Origin of the sequence: Herbaspirillum huttiense, from assembly GCF_004367745.1 — a bacterium.
Classification (GTDB): domain Bacteria; phylum Pseudomonadota; class Gammaproteobacteria; order Burkholderiales; family Burkholderiaceae_D; genus Herbaspirillum; species Herbaspirillum huttiense.
On sequence record NZ_CP037993.1, the window covers coordinates 5,607,057 to 5,630,127 of the forward strand.

Below are 23,071 nucleotides of genomic sequence, written 5' to 3' on the forward strand. Positions count from 1 at the left end.
ATTTGTCGGGCGGCCTGCGATGCGACGACGTTTCCCCGCAGCAATTCCGCGAGCGCGACCTGCCGCGCAGGACCGCAGGCGCGCCCGGAATGGCGTCGGCCTCAGTCTTGCGGGCCGAGGAAATCCAGCAGCATCAGGGCGACCACCTTGGTGGCCTTTTTCAGGTCATCCAGCGCCAAGTTCTCATCGGCCTGCTTGGCATTGGATTCCATGAGCGTGCGCGGACCGGCCCCGAACAGCACCACCGGAATGCCCGCTTCGCCATACAGGCGGGCATCGGTATAGAGCGCCGAACCATTGGTGGTCAGGGTCTCGCCCATGACCTGTTCGGCATTGCGCAGCAGGCTGTCCACCAGCTTCTCGTGACCCGGCAGCGGGCGCAGCGCACGCGCCAGCAGCAGGCGGCGGATTTCCACGCGGATGCCCGGCAGGCCGGCCACGGCGTCTTCGATCAGCTTGCGCACGCCGGCTTCGACCTGCGCCGGATCTTCCTCGGGAATCATGCGGCGGTCCATCTTCAGCACCACCTTGCCCGGCACCACATTGGTATTGGTACCGCCATCGATGCGGCCGACGATCATGGTCGGATGGCTGATGCCCGTGATGGAGGAGCGAATGTCCTTCAACCCCGGCAGCGCGCCATAGATCGCATTGAGAATGGCATTGGCCGCCTGCAGGGCATCATGGCCGGTCTCGGGCATGGAGCCGTGCGTGGCGCGGCCATGCACGGTCACCTCGAACTGCAGGCAGGCATTGTGGGCAGTCACCACGTTGTAGCTGAAACCGGCCGCCAGCACGTAATCCGGACGGGTCAGCTTCTGTTCCAGCAGCCAGCCCGGGCCGAGCACGCCGCCGAATTCCTCGTCATACGTGAAGTGCAGTTCCACCGCGCCGCGCAGCGCTGCCCCCAGGGACTCCAGCGCGCGCGTGGCGAAGATATAACTGGCGAAGTCACTCTTGGAGACCGCTGCCGCGCGGCCATAGATGCGGCCATCCGCCACTTCGCCACCATACGGGTCATGGGTCCAGCCTTCGCCCGGCGGCACCACGTCGCCGTGGGCGTTGAGCGCCAGGGTCGGTCCACCGTCGCCATAGGGACGGCGCACGATCAGGTTGGTGATGCTCTGCATGCCATAGTCGCGCACCTGGTCGGCCGGTACCGCGTGCTTCTCGGCCTGCCAGCCCCAGGACTGCACCAGCTCGGCCACCGCATCGGCGTGCGGGGCGTTGTTGCCGGGCGGGGTATCGGTGGGGATGCGGATCAACTGCTGCAGGACCCCGACCTCTTCATCGAAATGCTGATCGATCCATGCGCACAGGCGCTCCGACAACTGCTGTTTGGACATGCTTGCCACTCCGTGATCAAAGGCACCAGCCGCGCTGGCGCAAACCGCCATCATAGCGCAGCCGCCCGGCGTGTGGCCGCCGCCTGCGCACTCGGACGTTCCCCGCTATCATTGACCGGCGCAGCCTTGCGGGGTGGCGCGCATTCCAGAACCTCCAAGACAACCACGACAACAAGCGGCAGCACCAGCACGCTTGCACCGCCAACACCGAACCACACCATGTCCTCGCAGCCTTCCACTTCCGGCACGTCCGATCCTGCCCATCACATCGTCATCGCCGGCGAGGGCCTGCCGCCCGAGCAGCGCGGGCGCGCCATCCTGGCGCTGGGCATCGCGGTCGGCCTGGCCACGCTCGACACCGCCATCGCCAACACGGCCCTGCCCGCCATGGCATTGGACCTCAACACCACACCGGCAGCCTCGGTCTGGATCGTCACCGCCTATCAGCTGGCGATGATGGTGGCGCTGCTGCCGCTGGCGGCGCTGGGGGAAATCGTCGGTTACCGCCGCATCTATATCTGGGGACTGGTGCTCTTTACCGCGGCCTCGCTGCTGTGTGCGGTGGCCTGGTCGCTGCCCACGCTGGTGATGGCGCGCTTCCTGCAGGGACTGGGCGGGGCCGGCATCATGAGCGTGAACACCGCGCTGATCCGATTCATCTATCCGACCCGCTCACTGGGCCGTGGCGTCGGGCTCAATACCCTGATCGTGGCCATCGCCTTCACGGTAGGACCATCGGTCGCCTCCGGCATCCTCGCCATCGCACCCTGGCCGTGGCTGTTTGCGGTCAACGTGCCGCTGGGCGTGGCGGCCGTCATCCTGGCCCTGCCCTCGCTGCCGCATACCGCGCTGTCGACACACGCCTTCGACCTGCGCAGCGCCGTGCTCAATGCGGCTGCCTTCGGCCTGCTGATCCTGGCCATCGGTGAAGGCGCGCACCAGGCAGAGGCCAGCGTGGTCGGACTGGAACTGGGCGCCGCCATCGTCTGCGGCTTGTTCCTGCTCAAGCGCGAACTGTCGCATCCGGCTCCGATGCTGCCGGTGGACCTGTTCCGCCATCCCATGTTCACGCTCTCGGCGATCACCGCCGTGTGTTCCTTCGCGGCGCAGGGCCTCGCCTTCGTCTCGCTGCCCTTCTTCTTCCACCATGACCTGGGCCGCAGCCAGGTCGAGATCGGTCTCCTGATGACACCCTGGCCGGTGGCCGTGGCGATCATGGCACCGATCGCCGGACGGCTGTCGGATCGCTATCCGGTCGGCATCCTCGGCGGCGTCGGGCTGGCGCTCCTGTGTGCGGGCCTGCTGTCGATGACCTTCATGCCGGCTGCGCCCACCGTATGGGAAATCAGCTGGCGCATGCTGCTCTGTGGCATGGGCTTCGGCTTCTTCCAGTCGCCCAATCTCAAGGCACTGATGACCAGCGCCCCGCCGCATCGCAGCGGCGGTGCCTCCGGCATCGTGGCGACGGCACGGCTGCTCGGCCAGAGTGTCGGGGCCGCGCTGGTGGCGCTGTGCTTCAACCTGTCGGAGACCCAGGGCTCGCGCTTTGCCCTCGGCTTCGGTGCTGCGTTTGCGGGGGTGGCCTGCATTGCCAGCTTCCTGCGTTTGCTCACCAGCAACCCTTATGCGCCGCCACTGAAAAAATAAGTTTTTCTCACCATTCCTCACAGCCACCGTCGGCCGGATTCTCAGGCGGTGGCTGCCTGTCTCGGGATTGCATCAATTTTTCAACGATCTTCAGATCAAACATTTTCCGCACATAAACTTCCGTGCGGACAAAGGTAAAATTCGTCGGCAAGATAACGACAAGCCGCGTAAAACTGATGCCATTCTGTTACGATAGCCCGTCAGTGGAATGATGTTCACAGACCATCACCGAGCTTCATTCCTTCAGACAACAGGCGTCCATTTCATCAAGGAAATCGAACCGCTTTCAGTACGGGAACCAGCGACAGGCACAGACCTGAATTCGATATGTTGAAATCCATCGCCTTGGCTCAATTACGGTTGGGCATGTACGTTCATTCCATCCCCGGCGGATGGATCAATCATCCTTTCTGGCGCAAATCCTTCAAGATCGAAACGCTGGAAGACCTGCAAACCCTGCGCGAGTGCCCGGTCGAGGAAGTCACCATCGACACCGCCAAGGGCCGCGACATCGCCCCCGAACACGATATCGACGACGAGACCGGCGAGGCGGAGCAGGATGACGCCGCGCCCCCCGCCGAGATCGCCATCGCCCACCAGGGTGCCAGCGCCACGGTGGCCGTGCGCAAGCCGGCCACCCGCACCGAGACGGCGGTAGAACGTGAACGCGCGGCGCGCATCATCTCCTCCTCCAAGTCCACCGTGCTCAACATGTTTTCCGAAGCGCGCATGGGCAAGACGGTCGACGTCAAGGATGCCGCCGAACTGGTGACCGAGATCACCTCCTCGGTCTCGCGCAATGCCGATGCGCTGATCAGCCTGGCGCGGCTGAAGACCACCGATGATTACACCTACATGCATTCAGTGGCGGTCTGCGCGATGATGATCTCGCTGGCCAACCAGCTCGGCATGACGCAGGAACAGATCAAGCAAGCCGGGATGGCCGGCCTGCTGCACGATGTGGGCAAGATGGCCGTGCCGCTGGATATCCTCAACAAACCCGCCAAGCTGACCGAAGAAGAATTCGCCTCGGTGCGCTCGCACACCGTACAGGGCCACAGCATCCTCAAACAGATCGAAGGAATTGGCGAAGCCGCGCTGGATGTCTCGCTGCATCATCACGAGAAGATCGACGGCAGCGGCTATCCGTTCAATCTCAAGGCCGACAGCATTTCCATCATGGCCAAGATGGGCGCGGTGTGCGACGTCTACGATGCCATCACCTCCAACCGTCCCTACAAGGCCGGCTGGGACCCGGCCCGCTCGATCCGCCACATGGCCGCCAGCGCCGGGCATTTCGATCCGATCACGATGGAAGCCTTCGTCAAGGCCATCGGCATCTACCCGACCGGCTCCTGCGTGATCCTGCAATCGGGCCGGCTGGGCATCGTGGTGGACCAGCGGCCGGAGCACCTGCTCACCCCGCGCATCAAACTGTTCTACTCGACCACCAGCCGCATGCCGCTCAAGCCGGAAATCATCGACCTGGCCCGTGGGGGCGACAAGATCGTGGCCTACGCCGATCCGGCCAAGTGGGGCATCCGCAGCCTGCCCAGCATCGACCTGGATTAAGCCCGCGAAAATCACGCAGCCCCCAAAAAAAACGGCACCGCAAGGTGCCGTTCTCACATCCGCGCGAACCTGCGCCATCAATCGCGCTGGGCGAAGGCCGCCGTCGAGGCCAGCTCATTGAGCAGCGCCACGGTGGAACAGCTGGAAACATCGTAGGGATTGAGTTCGCCCGTGACCGAATACTTCAGCAACAGCGAGCGGTTGATCTTGTCCAGGCGGATCTTGCCCATGGTCCAGGAGGAATACTGGCGCTCGTCGATCGACTCATAAGCCAGCAGGATCACGTCCTGATGACGGTCATCACGCAGCAGTCGGCCATACAGGCGATTGACCTGATCGCGCCCGCCTTCGAGCACCTGCACGAAGGTCGTGTCGCTGTAGCACAGCACGCCGGTGATGCCCTGCTGCGGATTGCGCTGGCGCGAGGCAGCCAGGATGCCCTCGATGGTCTCGTGGGTGATGGTCTCGCGCGAGCGGCTTGCGTAGATCAGACGAACCAGCATGATTAACCTCGTTGACGTTGGGAAATCAGCGCCAGGAATTCACGGCGCAGGTTGGCATCACGCAGGAAGGAACCGCGCATGACGCTGTTGATCATCTTCGACTCCACATCCTTGACGCCGCGCCAGTGCATGCAGAAGTGATCGGCTTCCATGACGATGGCCAGGCCATCGGGCTGCAGCTTCTGCATCAGCAGGTCGGCGGCCTGGGAGACCGCTTCTTCCTGGATCTGCGGGCGGCTCATGATCCATTCCAGCAGGCGTGCGTACTTGGACAGGCCGATCAGGTTGGAATGTTCATTGGGCATCACGCCCACCCACACCTTGCCCATGATCGGGCACAGGTGGTGCGAGCAGGCACTGCGCACCGTGATCGGGCCGACGATCATCAGCTCATTCAGGCGCTCGATGTTGGGGAACTCGGTCACCGGCGGCGCCGCCTGGTAGCGGCCCTTGAAAACTTCGTTCAGGTACATCTTGGCCACGCGCTTGGCGGTGTCCTGGGTGTTGTGGTCGCTCTCGACATCGATCACCAGGCTCTCCAGCACCGCGGCCAGCTTGGACTGTACCTCGGCCTGCAATTGCTCCAGTTCGCCTTCCCGGATGAAGGCGGCGATATTGTCGTTGGCGTGGAAACGCACGCCGGCCGCCTTGATGCGCTGGCGGATGCGGGCCGATACCAGCTGCTCATGCACGCTGGGCGCTGCAATCTCGGCGCTGGTGGCGGCCTGGTTGTTGTCTGTTGCCATGATGGAGTGCGATCACGCCAGGCGGGACCGCTGAGTTGGGGGTGGCGTCATTATGCACGGAAAAACGCAGACGCATTGAGGGCAAACCAGCGTCAAGCCCGAGTCAAAGCGATCACAACAGCGCGGCTGTGGCGGGCCGTCCACGGCCGCGCCGGCGACGAAACCGGGAACTGCCGGATTCACCGGTGTTACCTGGGTGACCCGTGTTTAATGCTCGTTCACAGGAGCATTCATCTGCGCTTAATGCTGTCCAGCGCACGACTTAACCGCCATTGATGATTGTTTGCCGCACTTTACACGGGCCTAACCGCTGCTTACGCCTGCAGCCACCATCATCCCTGCACGCGCCGCCCGCGCGTTCATGCTTCCTGAGAGATTGATGCAAGCCCCAGGCAAGCAGCAGCTCAGAAGCAGGCAACCGCGGGCGGTGGCTCGTGCCGGGCATCCAGCCTGGCCGCCATCGGGGGAGTACCATGACATTCCAGTATCGCCTTGCCGGTGCCTGCGCACTGGCCGTTTCGCTATCGGTCTCGCTGTCGGCCTGCAACAGCCCGGCGCCCATGGTGACCGGGCCCACCAGCGTGCGGCCGGCCTACCAGGTGGCCAACGTGGAAAACAATGGTGCCATCTTCCGCGTCTCCAGCGCGCAGCTGTTCGAAGAGCCGACCACCTACAACGTGGGCGACATCATCAAGATCGACATCTCCGAATACATCAGCAGCAGCAACAAGGCGGCCACCACCAACAGCCGCGACACCACGCTCACGCAAAAGGGCCCGGGTTCGGGCGCGCCGCTGGGCGGACTGTTCACGCAACTGTACGACGCCAATTATTCGGCCAACGGCAGCAATACCTTCAAGGGCTCCGGCGACAGCAGCAATACCAACACCATGACCGGCACACTGATGGTCTCCATCGTCGAAGTGCTGCCCAACCGCAACCTGGTGGTGGCCGGTGAAAAGCGCATCGGCGTCAACGGCAACACCAACACCCTGCGCTTCTCGGGGGTGGTGCGCACCCGTGACATTCGCGGCGGCATCGTGGCCTCCTCCAACGTGGCCGATGCGCGGCTGGAACAGGTCGGCGGTGGCTCCATTGCGGATGCCAGCACCGATGGCAACTTCTTCCGCCGCCTGCTGACCATCTGGTGATCACGTGATGGTGTGATCGGGTACGCGCTGCAGGCGCGAGATCACCCGGTCTGCAAACGACAACGGCAAGCGCGCAGCTTGCCGTTTTTCATTGGAGGCGCAACAGCGTGACCGCCGAGCGCGCCGTGTGCGCCGTATCTGGTCTTCCGAATCCGCCTTCAGAAACCGTTGGCCGCGCTGCGCATGTTGTCCGGCGAATTGTCCGCCACCTGCGGATTGCCCGGGAACAGCGCATCGATCAGCGGTGCCAGCTTGTCACCCGCGCTGGCCCACTTGTCCTGGCCGAAGGAACCGAGCCGGTACTGCGCCGTGCCCAGCACGCGGCCTTCGCGGCGCAGGGTCAGTGCGGCATAGGTGAGATAGGGGGTATAGGCATCGGTGAAGACCTTGGTGTCCCATTTGACGTAGCCCACATAGCTCAGCGTCACCGGGCAGGCCAGCGACTGGGTACCGGCATCGTAGACACGGCTCTGCACGCCGTGTTTCTGCAACTCGCCCTGCAGGCCGGGCACGAAGTCGCTCAGCGCCACCGAGCCATTCCACTCGATGCAGACTTCGTGGATCGGGTCCTTGCTGTAGACGATGGGATTCTGTACCGAGTTGGGCGTCATCGCGCGCACGCTGGAGGCGGTGGAACCGACCAGGCCCACGGCGTCGACCAGGGCATTGCCGGACGTGACGATGCAGCCCGACAGCGATGAAGCCAGCAAGGTGGCAATGATGATGGTGCGCATGATGCTCTCCCCGAGCGCAATCCCTTGGCTTTCACGATCCCTGCATGGCGCAGGTGGCCGGGATTACAGGCTGCCCATCATAGCGGCGCATAGTGCAGCCTCAGGACCGTTTTACCTTGATTTACGCTGACCCTGTGCAGGCTTAACAGCCACGTACGTCACGCAAATACAAGGCTTGGCGGGGACCTGCACAGTACTGGCACAATAGCCGCCTGTGCCATTTCATGTGCTGCCTTACAAGGAGACTTCCATGCCCTCGCTCATCATTCGTTCCCTGCTGGCCTCCCTCGCCTTCACCGGCCTGCTGCAGGCCGCCCAGGCCGATACCCTCAAATCCGACACCGAAGTGCGCGCCCTGGCCGACAAGGTCATGGCCCAGGCTGGTGCCGGCCGCACCGATGATGCCTATGGCCTGCTTTCGCCCTATGCGCTGGTGGACATCCGCGCCTTCGAGGGCGCACGCACCAGTGCACGCAGCGCGCGCACGGCCATCGAAGCCCTGGTCGGCAATTCGGTCGGCTACGAATTCATCCGCTCCGAGAAGGTGGGCGAATCGCTGATCAAGCTCACCTACATCGAAAAAACCGAACGCCAGGCCATTCCGTGGATGTTCATCTTCTACAAGACGCCTGGCGGCTGGGCCGTGAGCAGCTTCAGCAATGGCGACAATGTGGATGCGCTGTTTGATCGCTGATCATTGATCATTGATCGGCAGCGCTCCGCTCAGAACGTGCGCTGCGGCTCGAGATCGGCGCTCTCGATGGCGCTGGCCACGCCCGAGATCTTGTCGGCGATGATGGCTGAGGAGCCGCAGGCCGTGGTCCAGCCATTGGAGCCATGGCCGGCGTTGAGCCACAGGTTGGCATAGCGGGTGGCACCGATGAGCGGTGCGCCGTCCGGTGTCATGGGGCGCAGTCCGGCCCAGTACTCGACCTTGGCCAGATCGGCGCCCTGTGGATAAAGATTCTTCAGCGACTTCAGCGCGGTGGCGCAATCGCGAGGGGTCACCCGCGTATCCCAGCTGCCGATCTCGGCCGTGCCTGCCGCGCGGATGTGATTGCCCATGCGGGTGATGGCGACCTTGTAGTACTCGTCCATGACACCGCTGCGCGGCGCGCTCTTGGGATCGGCCACCGGCACCGTGATGGCATAGCCCTTGACCGGATAGATCGGCAGGTCCAGCCCCAGAGGTTTCAGCATCGGCACCGATGCGCTGGCGCAGGCGACCACATAGGCATCGGCGCGCAAGGTACCGGTGGGTGTGCGCAGGCCGCTGACCTGGCCACCGGCCACCTCGATGGCCTGCACCTCTGTGGACAAGTGAAACTCCACCCCATGCGCCTGCAGCCAGCCGGCCAGCGCGCGCGCAAACAGCGGGCAATTGCCGGTTTCATCCATCGGCAACAGCAAACCGCCCTTCAATTCGTGACGGGCAGCATGCAAGCCCGGATCAAACGCCACGCAGCCATCAGCATCCAGCAGCTCGAAGGGCACGCCGGCTTCCGCCAATACCTTGGTCGACAGCCCGGCATTGTCCAGCCCTTCCTGGCTGCGGAACAATTGCAGGTTGCCGCCGGTGGTCTGTTCGTAGCGGATATCGAGACGCTCGCGGATCTGCTTCAACTGGCCGTGGCTGTAGCGTGCCAGGCGCCCCATGCGGGCCTTGTTGACGGCATAGCGCTCGGGCGTGCATTGCGCCAGGAAGGTCTTGAGCCACTTCCACTGATGCGCATCCAGGCGCGGCGTGAAACGCAAGGCCGCCTCGATCCCCAGCCAGCTCTGCACCGACCACTTCAGCGACTTGGCCGGCATGCCCGGTGCCGCCCACGGCGTGGCATACGAGGGGCAGACATGGCCGGCATTGCCGACGCTGGTCTCGGCCGCCACCTCGGCGCGGCGTTCCACCACGACCACTTCATGGCCGCGCTCGCGGAGGAAATAAGCAGTGGTGACGCCGACGATGCCGGCGCCCAGCACGATGATGCGCATGGTCTCAGTTCAACTTCCGAAAAAAGTAAATGATGCAAATGATGTGAATGATATAAATGATTTAAACGATTTAAATAGTTTTCGAATTACAGGGTGAGTCCGCCATCCACATGCCATACCTGTCCGGTGACGTAGGAAGCCGCCGGACTGAGGAGGAAAGCGATCACATTGGCGATCTCCTGCGGCTGTCCCAGGCGCTGCAGCGGGATACGCGCCAGCGCCGCCTCCCAGGCGGCCGGGTCGATGGCCGACTTGGCCGGGTCGCTTTTCTGAACGTAGCCGGGCGCCACCGCGTTGACCGTCACCCCGGCCGCGGCCACCTGCACCGCCAGCGATTTCACCAGGGCCTCGATGCCCGCCTTGGCCGCCGCCGATGCGGGAAAGCCCGATTCCCCCAGGCGGAACACGTGGGCCACGAAGGAGCTCACCGCCACCACCCGGCCCTGACCGCTGGCCTGCAGCGGCTCGCGGCAAGCCGTGATCAAGCGGAAAAAGCCGCCCAGGAGCGCATCGAGCGAGCGCGACCAGTCCGCCTCATCGAGTTCGCCAATGCGCTTGCGATCGGCAAAGCCGGCATTGGCCACCAGTGCATCGAGCCTTCCGTAGTGCGTCAGCGCAGCGTCACGCAACTGCGCTGCGGTGTGCGCATCAGCTAGGTCGCCCAGCGCCAGCGTGCACTGCGCGCCCTGCGCGCGGCATTGCTGCGCCACCGCCTGCAACTCCGGCGATTCGCTGCGGGCATGCAGGACCAGGGCGACATCGGGTGCCGCCACGGTGGTGGCCACCGCCGCACCGATGCCGCGCGCGGCACCGGTGATGAGGATGACACGCACAGAAAGGGGAGAACTGGCAGCAGGAATGGAAGAAAAAGGGGACGGGTTCATGATCCAAAAGGTGAAACAGCACGTTCCCGCTGACCGGGAATTTGGCATAACACTTCACTTGCGCAATCCCGTCATTTTAGCCAAAGCCCGCATCTACGGGGGTTCCCGGCGCATGATGAGACGTTTTGTTCAGTTCGTGCTCCAGGCGTTCTCCTTTACAATGGCCGGGTTCGCGGCACGCCGCAGCGTCGGTTGCGGTCGCCTGCAATCCATGCGCGGGCAGTTCTTCCCACGTCCTCCCTCCTCCCGGTACCCGGCGCACAACTGCCCCGGAGGGATAGGGCATGGTTCGTGCATGCGCTGCACACCCTGCCCTCCCCCGGGCTCATGCAATTGGCAACCAAGGAAAATCGCAGATGTATCAATGGGACTTCGGCTCGCTCTGGCAATTCAGGAGCATCATCGGAATCGGCTTCGTCTATACCCTCTCCTACACCGTGGCCTGTATCGCGCTCGGCCTGCTGGTCGGTCTGGTGGTGGGCCTCGGCCGGCTGTCGTCGAACCCCTTCATCTCCGGACCGCTGCGCGCCTTCGTCGAAGTGTTCCGCTGCACGCCGGTACTGGTGCAGCTGGTGTGGTTCTACTATGCGCTGCCGGTGCTGCTGGGCATCGAGATGTCGGCGGGCACGGCGGCCATGCTGTCGCTGGCGCTGTATGGCGGTGCGTTCTATTCCGAGATCATTCGCGGCGGCATCGTCTCCATCGATGTCGGCCAGTCCGAAGCGGGCTGGGCGCTGGGCATGACGCGTTTCCAGCTGATGAAGCGCGTGATCCTGCCGCAGGCCTTCAAGCGCATGACGCCGCCGCTGGTGAACCAGTCCATCATGCAGCTCAAGAACACCTCGCTGCTGTCGGTGCTGGCCGTGCCTGACCTGCTGTACCAGGGCCAGATCATCGCGCACGAAACCTATCGTCCGCTGGAAATCTACACCTTGATCGCGATCATCTACTTCGTGATCCTGCTGCCGGCCACCATCTGGGCCAAGCGCCTGGAAAACCGCCTGTCGGTCCAGCACGGTTGAGGAGAAGACGATGAACAATCAACATGCGGACGCGATGATCCAGATCAGCAATCTCAAGAAGGCCTTTGGCGAGCACGTGGTGCTCAAGGACATTTCCATCGCCGTGCCCAAAGGCAGCGTGGTGGCCATGATCGGCCCCTCGGGCTCGGGCAAGTCGACGCTGCTGCGTTGCCTGAACCTGCTGACCGTGCCGGACCTGGGCACGGTACGCATCGGCGAGCGCCACTTCGAATTCAATGGCCGCAAGTCGCGCCTGCCCAAGGACCGCGAGCTGGCCGCATTCCGGGCGCGCACCGGCATGGTGTTCCAGCACTTCAACCTGTTCCCGCACATGACGGCGGTGGAAAACGTGATGGAAGGCATGGTCACCGTGCTGCGCACGCCCAAGGCCGAAGCGCGCGCCAAGGCCATGGCGCTGTTGCAGAAGGTGGGCCTGTCGGACCGTGCCGACATGTATCCGCAAAAGCTCTCCGGTGGCCAGAAGCAGCGCATCGCCATCGCCCGCGCGCTGGCCATGCAGCCGGACGTGATGCTGTTCGATGAAGCGACCTCGGCGCTGGACCCTGAGCTGGTCGGCGAAGTGCTCAACGTGATCCGCGGCCTGGCCGCCGATGGCATGACCATGATCCTGGTCACGCACGAGATCGCCTTCGCCCGTGAAGTGGCGGACCAGGTGGTGTTCATGCGCGATGGCGTGGTGGTGGAAGCCGGACCGCCGTCGCAGGTGATCGACAATCCGCGCGAGGCGGCAACGCAGGCTTTCCTGGCCCGCTTCAATGCCTGACCGGGAGTGATGGAGATGGCATCGAAACCGCGCTGACAGCAGCTTTTCAGCCGGACGAAAAAATGGCGCGCAGATTTCTCTGTGCGCCATTTTTTTCATCTGCCCTTGCCGGTCTCAGGCGCGGGCCTTATCGGAGATGATGCACCTCCTGCAAGCCATACACCGGTGTCGGAATACCCTCCATGCGCGCCTTCAGCTGCAGCGCCAGATACAGCGAGTAGTGGCGCGACTGGTGCAGGTTGCCGCCATGGAACCACAGGGCGGGCTGCTGCGTGGGCTTCCACATGTTGCGCTGTTCGCCTTCCCACGGTCCCGGATCCTTGGTGGTGGCCGATCCCAGGCCCCAGCACTTGCCGACCTTGTCGGCCACCTCGTGCGAGATCAGGTCGGCGGCCCAGCCATTCATGGAACCGTAACCGGTGGCATAGACGATCACGTCGGCCGGCAATTCGCTGCCATCGGAGAGCAGGATGGAGTGTGCGCGGATCTCCTTGACGTCGACGCCGCTCTTGAGACGGATCTTGCCTTCGGCGATCAGCTCGGAGGCACCCACGTCGATGTAGTAGCCGGAGCCGCGCCGCAGGTATTTCATGAACAGGCCGGAATCGTCATCGCCGAAATCGAGCAGGAAACCGGCCTCTTCGAGACGCCGATAGAAATCCGCATCGCGTTCGCGGATCTTGTCGAACACCTGCTTCTGCATCGACGGCAAGACCTTGTAGGGGATCGACGCAAACAGCAGGTCGGCCTTGCCTGTGGTGAGGCCGCTGGCCACTGCGCGCTCGGAATAGAGATCGCCGAGGGCCAGTTCCATCAGGGAATCGGACTTGACGATGTGGGTGGAAGAGCGCTGCAGCATGGTCACGTCCACGCCGTTCTCCCAGAGCGCCGCGCAGATGTCGTGCGCCGAATTGTTGGAGCCGACCACCACCACCTTCTTGCCGCGATAAGGATCGGGGCCGGGATGGCGCGAGGAGTGATGCTGATCGCCCCGGAAGTTTTCCGCTCCGGGAAACTGCGGCACATTGGGCTTGCCCGACATGCCGGTGGCCAGCACCAGCTGGGTCGGCTGCAGCACGACTTCCTTACCTTCGCGCTCGACCACCACGGTCCACTTCTGCGTGGCCTCGTCGAAGCTGGCGGACTTGCAGACGGTGGAGCCCCAATAGTTCAGTTCCATCACCTTGGCATACATCTCCAGCCAGTCGCCGATCTTGTCCTTGGGCGCGAAGACGGGCCAGTTCTCGGGGAAGGGAATGTAGGGCAGATGGTCGTACCACACCGGATCATGCAGGCACAGCGACTTGTAGCGCTTGCGCCAGCTGTCGCCGGCGCGCTCGTTGCGTTCGATGATGATGGTCGGCACACCCAGCTGGCGCAGCCGCGCACCCAGCGCAATGCCCCCCTGCCCGCCGCCGATGATGAGGCAATACGGTTGCTGCTGGTAGCCCAGTTCGCGCGCCTCTGCTTCGCGTTCTTCCTTCCAGGTACGGCGCTGCGTATGCACGCCATGCACCGCCCCGCGCGGGCGGTTCACGCCATTGGGTTCTTCGTGGCCCTTCAGTTCGGCGGCGGTGGTCAGCAGGGTCCAGATCTTGCCGTCGCGCAGGCGCAGGTAGCCCTTGCCGCGGGCGACGGCGGTCTCCAGCAGGATCCAGCCCTGGGTTACGCCATCGGCTTGCGAGGGCGTCTCATCGGGATCGGGACGCAGCTGTATCGATCCCAGCTGCGGCAGCTGCGATTGCAGCATGGCGCAGATCTGGTCGCGGCCTTCCAGGGTCTTGATGTTCCAGGTGAAGGCAATCAGATCGCGCCAGTAGCCGTCCTCCCCGAACAGGGCGGCGGCCTTGGCGGCATTGCCTTCGCGCAGGGCGGCCTGCAGGGTTTCCAGCAGCTGCGCGATGGTCTGGCTGGGGGTTTCTTCGGGCATGACAAGTCTCCTCTATCTCGACAATAGATCTCGTGGTTGGATGGGGGGGTGGCGGTTCTGTGACCGCCTCGGTGAAGCCTGCCGCGCTAACGTCGATGCGGCGGCAGGATGCGGTAGCGCGCCATGCGCCGGTACAGCGTGGCGCGTGACATGCCCAGCAATTGGGCGGCGTGCGGCGCACGCCATTTGCATTCGGTCAGGGCGGCGACGATCTGGTCGCGCTCCTGGCGTTCATTGGCTTCGATGACGGGGCTCTCGCTGCTTGTGGCCACCGGCGTCGCCGCCGCATGGGCACGGGCCGGACGCACCGCACGCGAGACGGGTGCGCGTACGCGGCCATAGAGCGTGCTGCCGCCATGCAGGCGCAGCAGGTGCAAGCCTTGCAGGGCGCGGCTGTCGAGCAGGCGTTCGAACTGCAGGTCGAAGATCTCGCCCATGGGGCGCGGCAATTGCTGCAATCCGGCGATGCATTCGCGCGCGCGGCGATTGGCCGCGATGATGTTGCCCAGGGCATCGAAGGCGATGAGGATTTCCGGTTGCGCTTCCACGTAATGGCGGCTGCGATGGACCAGCAGCACCCAGGCGCAGGCCATGGCATTGAGGAAATAACCGTCTTCGATCAGGGTGGCGCTTTGCTGGACGATGCGGTTGACCAGGTTCTGGCTGTCGCGCGCATCGGGCGAGCGGATCGCCGAGGCATCGAGCACGCCGATCAGCTCACCTGACGGCGAGAAGATGGGGGCGGCGCTGCAAGTCAACGTGGTGAAGGCGGCGCGGAAGTGATCGTTCTTGTGGACCGTGATCGGCAAGGCATCCTGCAACACGGCGGCCACCCCGCAAGTCCCCTCTTCGCTCTCGGACCAGCAGGAACCGAGATAGAGACCGGCGCGCTTGAAATCATGGCGGCGCTCGCGGTCCACCCGATAGTCGATGGTGGTGCCGCCGGCATTGGTGAGCATCACGCAGTAATCGGCTTCGCGCACGGTCTGGTGCAGCACCGAGAGGCACTGCCCTGATGCCCGCAGGAAATCTTCCTCGCCCTGCTGGACCTGGCGCAACTCGCCGGAACTCAGCACGCGCGGACCGCGCATGTCGGCCGGATCGAGATGGTGCTGGTCGAGCGAACGCAGGTAAGACGAGCTCAGCCGTTGCAGGTAGGGACTGGCGGCAGGATCGGGCTGGCCGTCGAGCAGGCGGCGCACGCGGTCGAGGTGGCTGACTTTGGCAACGTAGGGCATGGGGGCTCCTGGCTGGACGGCACTGCGCGGATCCATCGGCATCAATGCGGATCAGGGCGCAGACGACGGTGAAGCGATGGGTGATGTTGTAGCACAGCGCGCGCGGCGAGTTGTCCTGCGGCGCAGCATCGGGGGATGGTGAGACGCTTGTCTCAAGGCGCGAAGGGAGGATCATGTCGACGCTGATCGGAGCATGAGGGGCGGTTCACAGGCCCCGGCCAGCAAGACAAAAGCCCGGCAGCGGTGTTCTTGTGCTTGCAAATTGTCAGCGAATATTTTTCTGCTTCATGATGCCGGCTTGCAGAAAGACGCTACCAGCGTGCGAGAGATGCTCCGCAAAAAATCGAGACCCTCCTGCAAAAATCTGCAATGGCCTCGACTTCAGGCAGGGCATCAGGCAAGTTCGCGGTTCTCCCCTTTCCCTGTCAGGAGGTTCATCATGCGTACTGCTGCCGTCGCAACCATCGTGGTCGAAGCCACCGCGCAAGAAGAGAAAATCATCGCTGCCAAGGCCCGCAAACTGGGGCTGCAGATCTCGGAGCTGATGTGTCTCGGTGCCCTGGCGTATGAGGCTGCGCAATGGGAAGAGGAGCTGGACACACTGGCCATTCTGGCGCAGGAAGCCGCCGAACGGGCCGGAGCCAGCGCCGATGCGTCGCTGGCCTTCATCGAGGCCAGCAATGCACGGCTGGCTGCGCTGGACGCATCCGCCCGGTCCTGGAGCGCCTGATGTTCGGCATTACCGGCCGTATCTGGAGCGCCTTGGCGACCGTCATCAAGCTGGAGGACAAGGTGATTCGGCAAAGCGAAGCCCTGCGTCAGCAACAGATACGGATCGAAAACCTCACCGAGCGCATGATCAAGCTGGAAACCCTGCTGGAGGTGGTGCTCCATGCCAGCGAGTTCAAGCGAATCAAATGATTCAATTGCATCAGAGGCGATCCGCCCTGCCATGAAAGATGCTCCGCAAAAAATCGAGACCTCCCGGCAAAAAATCGTCATGACCTCGACATTGGGGAAGGCATCTGGCAACTTCGCGGCTCTCCCTTTTTCCCCTGACTGGAGGTTCACCGTGCCCGCCGCTGCCATCGCTCCCCACGTGCTCAAGGCTCACGCGAAAAACAAGAACGCCATCGCGCCCGAGCCCCGTTCGCAAGCCACTCCTGGCACCCCTTCAGGGTCGATCCGGGCACTCAAGGGCTGCGTGCGGCCGCAGCAGCGCCCCGTGTCTCTGCAGGAAATGGAGCAAGCCATTGCCCGGCGAGGCGGGGCCGCGCAATGATCGGCTTGGACACCAATGTGCTGGCGCGCTACTTCGCCCAGGACCATCCGCTGCAATCAGCCCAAGCGACGGCGGTGATCGAATCGCTGAACGAGCAACAGCCGGGCTTCCTGTCCCAAATCGCCCTGGCAGAATTGGTGTGGGTGCTGCATGCTGCCTACAAGGTGCGCAAGCCTCAATTGGTGCGCATCATCGAGAAGCTCCTGCTGGCCCCTGAAATTGTTGTCGAAAATTCCGAAAGCGCATTGCAGGCGCTTCACCGCTTTGCTGAATCGACAGCAGGATTTGCGGATTGCCTGATCGAACGCAGCGGCTACCAGGCTGGATGCAGCGATACGCTGACCTTTGATCGCAAGGCCGCCAGAACCGCCGGCATGCGTTTGCTGGGCAACTGAAACGTCTGCCCACAAGCGCCCTCCGACCCGCCAATAAAAAGCCCGCACTGGCATTTCAGCGCGGGTTTTCTTTGTCTGCAGCGCGGCCGATCAGGCCGCCCGGCATCACAGCGGAATCTGCGGCGGCACATCCTCCGGCTTCACCCCGGAGAGCTTCTGCAGATTGCCCAGCACGGTCGGCTTGATCTTGCCGGCGGCGCGCTCGGCGGCGATCCACTTGTTGATGGTCTCGACCCAGGCCTTGTCCTCTTCCTTGGGTACGCCAATGTTGGTGGAAGTCGCTTCCAGCGGCTGCGGCACATACATCTTGCCCAGCGCAGGATTTTTCTTGAGGATGTTCAGGGCCAGCAGCCACACCAGCACCTGCGCGTCGACACGGCCGGTCTGCAGCGCCAGGGTGGCGTCGTCCGCTTTTTCCAGGCGGACGATGGTGGCGTTGGGACAGACGCGGCTGATCATCTGGTCGTGCGAGGAACCGATGTCCACGGCGATTTTGACCTCCGGCTTGTTCAGGTCTGCCCAGGTCTTGAACTCTTTCTTGGAGACCACCGTGAAGGCGTTCAGGAACAGCGGTTCGGTAAAGCCGATCACTTCGCGGCGCGCCGGAGTCGGGTTCATGCCGAAGAACAGGTCGATCTTGTGCGTCTGCAGGTCCAGCACCGAATTGCCCCAGGTGGTCTCGGTGATGTCCAGCTTGACGTTCAGGCTGGCCGCCAGGCTCTTGGCGAAATCGATCATGAAACCGCCCCACTCGCCACTGGCCAGGTCCTTGTTGTAGTAGGGTGCGGCACCGCGCACGGCACCGATGCGCAGGGTCTTGGTCCGCTGCACGCGGGCCAGGGTCGGTTCCGTAGAGCCGGTCGCAGCGGCGGCCTGGGCGAAGACGTTGGGGATGGCAGTGGCGGCGGCAAGGCCGGCCACGCCGGTGATGAAACTGCGACGGTTGGTCATTCTCGGTTCTCCCTGATTTGGCGGATGGTACCGCTGCGCTGTGGTCGGCAGCATGGCACACGTGGTCTGCCGCCCGGCCCTGGCCCGACGGCGTCGATGATTTTAGCCCAGCCGCCAGCCGCTCGCGCAGGCAAATGCCATGCACGTGGAGCCACATGGCCCTGGCTCCCAGCAGGCAGGAAATTATTTACGTGCACGTGAAGTAGCCAGCGCCCTGACACGCCTGTACGAAAATTGACAGGTCACGCTATTTTTCGAACGCCATTGAAGATTTTTTTACAGCCACGCCATCCGGGTAAAACCGGGTAAGCCACCCCCAACGGCAGCCATGCCGCGCGTAGGCTTGCCATGTCGTGTTGATGCCGCAGGGCAATTCTGCCGACGGCACGCGTCACGAGCACAACGGGGGATCTCATGCGCACTCAACGTCAACATCATCGCCGCCGCGCCAGCCTGGCCGCAGCCTGCCTCGGTGCCGCCGCCTTGGGCGGCTGCGCCAACTTCAGCGAAGTCAGCGCCGGGCGTGGCGATCTCTACACGGTCTCGGCCACGGGGGTGAGCTATACCATGTCGATTCCGGCCCTGACTTCGGCCGCGCGCGAGAAGGCGACCGCCTTCTGCGGCAAGCAGCAGATGCAGGCCGACCTGCGCCAGCTCATCCGTGGCTGGCGTCCGATGCAGGTAGAGCTGATTTTCCGCTGCCAGCCTGCGGGTACGAGCCTGCAGGCGCTGCTGGACTGAGGCCGCCGATCAGGCCGCCGGCAGATCGCGCGCACGCACCGGCTGTCCGTGCTCATCAAAGCCATCGGCCAGGCGCACAGCCGTCACACCGAGCGAAGCCACCGCATCGGCGGCATCGAACAGCACCGCCTGCAGATCGCCCTCGACCAGATGTTCAGAGCGCGCCAGCGTGGCTTGCGCATTGCGCAGTACGACCTGCAGATGGGTCTCGTCGTCCTCGTCCACCAGCGCAATGTAGGCACTCGCCTCTGCCGCCTGCGCAGCGGATTGCGCCAGCCCGGCTTCCAGTTCGGAGAGCATCTGCAGGGTGCGGTATTCGCCATTGCCGGTGTGCTTGGCACCATGGAACAGATCCTGGTACAGGAAGTGCAATTGGCACTGCGCAGCCTCGCCGGTTTGCCCGGTCAGGCATTGCTGCATGAGCGGCGTGATCTCTTCGCTCCACTGGCGGAAGCGTTGCGCGCGCGATTCGAAGTAGGCATCGGCGGCCGCTTCCTCCTGCGGAATCGCATAGAAGGGATCAGTCACCTCCTTGAGCGAAAAGCCCAGCAGGAAGCGCAGTTCCAGCGCCTCATCGTCGGCCGCGAAATGGCTGGCCGGCCAGCCGCGCATGCTGCGCTCGATGGCCGGCACGCTCAGGATCTTCTTGTCGGTCAGCGAGGCAAAGGCATCGCGATTCATGGCTTCCACTTCACTGAAGCTCAGGGCGTTGATCTCTTCCGGATGATAGAGATGATGCACCAGCACCACGCGCGCCTTGGGACTTTCCAGTCCGGCTTTCTGGATGCTCTCGCGCAGGGTGTCGAAGGCATCGCCATCGGCCAATGCCTGCTCCTCGCGCAGGCCACCGCGCGTGCGGACCAGCAAGGGGATCAGGAAGGCATTGATCTCCAGTTCCTTCTCGCCCCGGCGCAGCACGATGATGTCGGCGCCCTCTTCCACCACTTCACGCAGGAAAGCATGGCCGCGCGGATCGTCGTAGCGCAGCTGTTCCAGCGCTTCATAGAGGGTGTCGTCATCGCGCTCGCGCAGGGTATTGCGCACCATGCGTTCCAGTTCATCCTGGCCGACGCGGCGGCCTGCGCGGTCCGGCGCATCGGCGGCCACCGCACTGGCCAGCGCCACCATCTGCTGCACGCGCAGTTCATCTTCATCCAGGCTCTGCGAAGCCGCATGCGCCTGGTGCTGGCGACGGCGGGCGGCTTCGGTGGAGACATGGGTCTTGGGCTTGTCGCGTGCCGGGCCCGCGGGCGCAGGCTTGGGGCCCGCCTTCGCGGCTGGCTTGGCGTGGCCCTGGGGGGCTTTCTTGGGGCCGGGGGAATGTGGTTTGCCGGTGGGGCGTTTGGCTTGATTCATTTTTTTCCTCGCTCAGTTCAGCGGTAACTTGTCGGCGGTATTGCGGCCCGGCAGCGTGGCCAGGAACATCCCGGCCAGGGCCACGGCGAAGGCGCCGGCCTGCAGCGCCGAGAGGCTCTCACCCAGCGCCAGCACACCGACCACGGCGGCCGAGACCGGCAGCATCACGGTAAAGACGCCGGCACGCGCAGCCGGGACCACCTTCAATCCCGTCATCCACAGCCACACGGTCCAGACGCTGGCGGCCAGGGCATAGAACACCAGCAGCAGCCAGATGTTGGCCGGCACGGTGGAGAAATTGAATTGCAGCGCGGTGTACAAGCCCATGGGAGTCATCAGCAGCAGGCCCCACAGGTTGATGACGGCGCTGATGCGCTTGGGCGTGAGGACCGTGGTCAGCTTCTTGCCGATGACGGCATAGGCGGCCTCGCACAGCACCGCGCAGAACACCAGTACGTTGCCCAGCCAGGCGCTCTGCCCGCCGCTGGCGGCGGCCGCGCCATGGCTGTCCTTGGCCAGCGACAGCAAGCCGATGCCGATGGCCCCGCAGGCCACCGCGCCCCAGACGCGCAGGCTGATTTTTTCCTTGAGGAAGACCCAGCTCATCACCGCCACCACGGCCGGGATGGAGGACATGATCACGCCCGCCGAGACCGCATTGGTCATGGACACGCCGGTAATCATGCACAGCGTAAAGAGGAAATTGCCGAGGAAGGATTCGAGGAAGACCAGCCAGCGCGACTGCGTGGAGAGTGGCTTTTCATCGGCTGGTTTCTTCAGCCAGCGCAGCATGGCGACCGCGCCGATGGCGAAGCGCAGCCAGGCCAGCAGGAACACCGGCAGCAGCGCCGCCAGCGGCTTGGTCAGCGCGACGTAAGCGCCGACCAGGGACATGCTCAGGATCAGGCAGCCATAGCCCATGGGGCGGCTGGGGGTGTAGCTCATGTTCGGTTCGGATATCGTGTCGAGGCCGGCGGTATGGACGACGCTGGCTCCGGTGAATGGAGCCAGCATTTTACCTGCTCGAACGAGGGGAACCGGATGAGGGCGTGCAGCCCTGTGGAAAAGAAAAGTGCGGCGAGCTCAATGCCAGAAAGTCTCGATGAGTTTTTTGACACCGCCCAATAGCAGAAGCAGCAAAACGAACCCAATCGTGCCAAGCTCAGCCACCAGCGCACCGGCGTGCATTTCGCCGTTTTTAAGATCCTGCCAAAGCTTGCGGAAAAATGACATGCGCGAATTCCCTCCTGTGAACGTTGAACCGGCCGCATGCGGACATGCACCGGGCTTTCACTATAAGGGCCGCGTCCTCGACGTTGATGCGTTTCAAATACTTTTGCCGCGCCTTCAAAAAAAATCATCATCGGTCAATAACAGGGACTGATACATGGCCCCGACCTGTCACCTCAACTGCGTGCGTACTCGACCGCCGCTCCCGCCCGGAAACCCGCTCCCACGTGCTCTTGCGGCAAGGTGGCACCGCGCTGGAAAAGTTTTTCACGCAAGGTCCCCTGGGCATATTCGCGCTTGTAGGAACCGCGTTCCTGCAGCACCGGAATGACCAGGTTCACGAAGTCTTCGAAACTTTCCGGCGTGACCGTTCGGGTCAGGTTGTAGCCGTCGATGCCGGTATCGGCCACCCAGCTTTCCAGTTCATCGGCGATGCGGTTGGGTGCGCCCACGATGCTGGCATAACGGCCGCCCAGTTCGAGCTGTTGCAGCAGCTTGCGCTTGGTCCAGTTCAGCTCCGGTTGCGTGACCACCTTGGTCAGCGATTCGATGGCATTGGTCTTGGCCGCGCGGATCGGCTCATCCAGCTCAACCTTAGAAAAATCGATACCGGTGCCCGCCGAGAAATGCGCCAGCCCTGCTTCGGGACTGGCATAGCTGGCGTATTCGCGGAAGCGCTCCTGGGCCTCCTCGTCAGTGCGGCCGGTCACCACCGTCAGGCCCATGAAGATCTTGATGGCGTCCGGATTCCGTCCCTCGCGCACCGCACCGTCACGAATGCTCTGCACCAGCTTGCGCGTGGCGTCCTTGCTCTGGCTGGAAATGAACACGCATTCCGCATGGCGTGCACCGAAGGCCTGTCCGCGTCCGGACGAACCGGCCTGATACAGGACTGGCGTGCGCTGGCGCGACGGCTCGCTCAGGTGGATGCCTTCGACGTGGTAGTAGTCGCCGTGATGCGCGATCTTGTGCACCTTGGCCGGGTCAGCATAGACGCGGCGCGCGCGGTCACGCACCACGGCACCGTCTTCCCAGCTGCCTTCCCAGAGCTTGTAGACCACTTCCATGAATTCATCGGCGCGGTCATAGCGCTGGTCGTGTTCCAGCTGTTCGTGCAGGCCCATGGCGCGCGCGGCGCTGTCGAGATAACCGGTGACGATGTTCCAGCCCACGCGGCCACGACTTAAATGATCCAGCGTGGACATGCGGCGCGCAAACAGGAACGGGGCCTCATAGGTCAGGTTGGCAGTGACGCCAAAGCCCAGATGTTCGGTGACTGCCGCCATCGCCGAGACCAGCATCAGCGGGTCGTTCACGGGCAGCTGTATGGTCTCGCGCAGGGTGAGATCGGTATTGCCCTGGTAAACGTCATAGACGCCCACGATATCGGCCAAGAACAGGCCGTCGAACTTGCCGCGTTCCAGCAGGCGCGCCAGGTCGGTCCAGTAGGCGATGTCGGTGTAGTCCTGCGAGCGGTCGCGCGGGTGCGTCCACAGGCCGTGGTTGATGTGGCTGACGCAATTCATGTTGAATGCGTTGAGACGGATTTCCTTCTTGGCCATGCGGGCTC

At 63.5% G+C, this 23,071-nt stretch carries 24 protein-coding genes; 11 read left to right on the forward strand and 13 right to left on the reverse strand.

Going from position 1 to position 23,071, the window contains the following annotated elements; translation table 11 throughout:
• Positions 1 to 101: 101 nt before the first annotated feature.
• Positions 102 to 1,346: an ArgE/DapE family deacylase gene (locus E2K99_RS25015; RefSeq protein WP_134223941.1), complete on the reverse strand. Its 1,245-nt coding sequence runs from the start codon at positions 1,344 to 1,346 to the stop codon at positions 102 to 104.
• A 219-nt stretch (positions 1,347 to 1,565) separates the two neighbouring features.
• Here E2K99_RS25015 and E2K99_RS25020 point away from each other — a divergent pair, with 219 nt between their 5' ends.
• Positions 1,566 to 2,993, forward strand: a complete 1,428-nt coding sequence (locus E2K99_RS25020) for an MFS transporter (protein ID WP_121037510.1) — start codon at positions 1,566 to 1,568, stop codon at positions 2,991 to 2,993.
• 327 nt (positions 2,994 to 3,320) lie between these two features.
• Positions 3,321 to 4,565, forward strand: a complete 1,245-nt coding sequence (locus tag E2K99_RS25025; RefSeq protein ID WP_134223942.1) for a cyclic di-GMP phosphodiesterase — start codon at positions 3,321 to 3,323, stop codon at positions 4,563 to 4,565.
• 77 nt (positions 4,566 to 4,642) lie between these two features.
• On the opposite strand, the gene E2K99_RS25030 is transcribed toward E2K99_RS25025, so the two are convergent.
• A complete protein-coding gene (locus E2K99_RS25030; protein WP_034338998.1) occupies positions 4,643 to 5,068 on the reverse strand; it encodes a BLUF domain-containing protein in 426 nt (141 codons plus the stop codon).
• Positions 5,069 to 5,070: 2 nt separating this feature from the next.
• A complete protein-coding gene (gene folE / locus E2K99_RS25035) occupies positions 5,071 to 5,814 on the reverse strand; it encodes a GTP cyclohydrolase I (RefSeq protein WP_134223943.1) in 744 nt (247 codons plus the stop codon).
• A 473-nt stretch (positions 5,815 to 6,287) separates the two neighbouring features.
• On the opposite strand from folE, the gene E2K99_RS25040 reads away from it, so the two are divergent.
• Entirely contained in the window at positions 6,288 to 6,965 is a 678-nt protein-coding gene (locus E2K99_RS25040; protein ID WP_134223944.1) for a flagellar basal body L-ring protein FlgH, read from the forward strand.
• Positions 6,966 to 7,123: 158 nt separating this feature from the next.
• Here E2K99_RS25040 and E2K99_RS25045 read toward each other — a convergent pair whose 3' ends face one another.
• A complete protein-coding gene (locus E2K99_RS25045; protein WP_034338990.1) occupies positions 7,124 to 7,699 on the reverse strand; it encodes a hypothetical protein in 576 nt (191 codons plus the stop codon).
• A 250-nt stretch (positions 7,700 to 7,949) separates the two neighbouring features.
• On the opposite strand from E2K99_RS25045, the gene E2K99_RS25050 reads away from it, so the two are divergent.
• The gene (locus E2K99_RS25050) at positions 7,950 to 8,393 is read left to right on the forward strand and encodes a hypothetical protein (protein ID WP_034338987.1); all 444 of its coding nucleotides are present in this window, start codon (positions 7,950 to 7,952) and stop codon (positions 8,391 to 8,393) included.
• Positions 8,394 to 8,422: 29 nt separating this feature from the next.
• Here E2K99_RS25050 and E2K99_RS25055 read toward each other — a convergent pair whose 3' ends face one another.
• Entirely contained in the window at positions 8,423 to 9,688 is a 1,266-nt protein-coding gene (locus E2K99_RS25055; protein ID WP_134223945.1) for a D-amino acid dehydrogenase, read from the reverse strand.
• Between the two features lie 86 nt (positions 9,689 to 9,774).
• Positions 9,775 to 10,572 (reverse strand): SDR family NAD(P)-dependent oxidoreductase, encoded by a 798-nt coding sequence (locus E2K99_RS25060; RefSeq protein ID WP_134223946.1) that lies wholly within the window; start codon positions 10,570 to 10,572, stop codon positions 9,775 to 9,777.
• A 356-nt stretch (positions 10,573 to 10,928) separates the two neighbouring features.
• Here E2K99_RS25060 and E2K99_RS25065 point away from each other — a divergent pair, with 356 nt between their 5' ends.
• On the forward strand, positions 10,929 to 11,594 hold the full coding sequence (locus tag E2K99_RS25065) for an amino acid ABC transporter permease (protein ID WP_134223947.1): 666 nt from the start codon (positions 10,929 to 10,931) through the stop codon (positions 11,592 to 11,594).
• A gap of 10 nt (positions 11,595 to 11,604) precedes the next feature.
• On the forward strand, positions 11,605 to 12,378 hold the full coding sequence (locus tag E2K99_RS25070) for an amino acid ABC transporter ATP-binding protein (RefSeq protein ID WP_134223948.1): 774 nt from the start codon (positions 11,605 to 11,607) through the stop codon (positions 12,376 to 12,378).
• Between the two features lie 127 nt (positions 12,379 to 12,505).
• On the opposite strand, the gene E2K99_RS25075 is transcribed toward E2K99_RS25070, so the two are convergent.
• Positions 12,506 to 14,308, reverse strand: a complete 1,803-nt coding sequence (locus tag E2K99_RS25075; protein WP_134223949.1) for an NAD(P)/FAD-dependent oxidoreductase — start codon at positions 14,306 to 14,308, stop codon at positions 12,506 to 12,508.
• An 86-nt stretch (positions 14,309 to 14,394) separates the two neighbouring features.
• Positions 14,395 to 15,546, reverse strand: a complete 1,152-nt coding sequence (locus tag E2K99_RS25080; RefSeq protein WP_134223950.1) for a sigma-54-dependent Fis family transcriptional regulator — start codon at positions 15,544 to 15,546, stop codon at positions 14,395 to 14,397.
• Positions 15,547 to 15,985: 439 nt separating this feature from the next.
• Between E2K99_RS25080 and E2K99_RS25085 the strand changes: the two genes are divergently transcribed.
• From E2K99_RS25085 to E2K99_RS25100, 4 genes are read left to right on the forward strand one after another with little or no spacing between them, the layout of a single operon-like run.
• Complete coding sequence (locus E2K99_RS25085; RefSeq protein WP_121037493.1) at positions 15,986 to 16,276, forward strand: hypothetical protein; 291 nt, start codon at positions 15,986 to 15,988, stop codon at positions 16,274 to 16,276.
• Positions 16,276 to 16,467, forward strand: a complete 192-nt coding sequence (locus tag E2K99_RS25090) for a hypothetical protein (RefSeq protein WP_039790279.1) — start codon at positions 16,276 to 16,278, stop codon at positions 16,465 to 16,467. Before E2K99_RS25085 ends, E2K99_RS25090 begins: the two co-directional genes overlap by 1 nt.
• Positions 16,468 to 16,498: 31 nt before the next feature.
• On the forward strand, positions 16,499 to 16,828 hold the full coding sequence (locus tag E2K99_RS25095) for a hypothetical protein (protein ID WP_134223951.1): 330 nt from the start codon (positions 16,499 to 16,501) through the stop codon (positions 16,826 to 16,828).
• A gap of 17 nt (positions 16,829 to 16,845) precedes the next feature.
• The gene (locus E2K99_RS25100) at positions 16,846 to 17,223 is read left to right on the forward strand and encodes a PIN domain-containing protein (protein WP_338033879.1); all 378 of its coding nucleotides are present in this window, start codon (positions 16,846 to 16,848) and stop codon (positions 17,221 to 17,223) included.
• A gap of 105 nt (positions 17,224 to 17,328) precedes the next feature.
• Here E2K99_RS25100 and E2K99_RS25105 read toward each other — a convergent pair whose 3' ends face one another.
• Positions 17,329 to 18,174 carry a transporter substrate-binding domain-containing protein gene (locus tag E2K99_RS25105; RefSeq protein ID WP_134223953.1) on the reverse strand — a complete coding sequence of 282 codons (846 nt, stop codon included), beginning with the start codon at positions 18,172 to 18,174 and terminating at the stop codon, positions 17,329 to 17,331.
• Positions 18,175 to 18,588: 414 nt separating this feature from the next.
• Here E2K99_RS25105 and E2K99_RS25110 point away from each other — a divergent pair, with 414 nt between their 5' ends.
• The gene (locus tag E2K99_RS25110) at positions 18,589 to 18,915 is read left to right on the forward strand and encodes a hypothetical protein (RefSeq protein WP_034338950.1); all 327 of its coding nucleotides are present in this window, start codon (positions 18,589 to 18,591) and stop codon (positions 18,913 to 18,915) included.
• 9 nt (positions 18,916 to 18,924) lie between these two features.
• Here E2K99_RS25110 and E2K99_RS25115 read toward each other — a convergent pair whose 3' ends face one another.
• The 4 genes from E2K99_RS25115 to E2K99_RS25125 form a co-directional block, all read right to left on the reverse strand.
• Entirely contained in the window at positions 18,925 to 20,271 is a 1,347-nt protein-coding gene (locus E2K99_RS25115; protein WP_134223954.1) for a DUF2863 family protein, read from the reverse strand.
• Between the two features lie 12 nt (positions 20,272 to 20,283).
• Entirely contained in the window at positions 20,284 to 21,216 is a 933-nt protein-coding gene (locus E2K99_RS25120) for a DMT family transporter (RefSeq protein ID WP_121037538.1), read from the reverse strand.
• 138 nt (positions 21,217 to 21,354) lie between these two features.
• Positions 21,355 to 21,504 (reverse strand): hypothetical protein, encoded by a 150-nt coding sequence (locus E2K99_RS25655; protein ID WP_166675115.1) that lies wholly within the window; start codon positions 21,502 to 21,504, stop codon positions 21,355 to 21,357.
• A gap of 173 nt (positions 21,505 to 21,677) precedes the next feature.
• Complete coding sequence (locus E2K99_RS25125) at positions 21,678 to 23,063, reverse strand: LLM class flavin-dependent oxidoreductase (RefSeq protein WP_134223955.1); 1,386 nt, start codon at positions 23,061 to 23,063, stop codon at positions 21,678 to 21,680.
• Between the last annotated feature and the right edge of the window lie 8 nt (positions 23,064 to 23,071).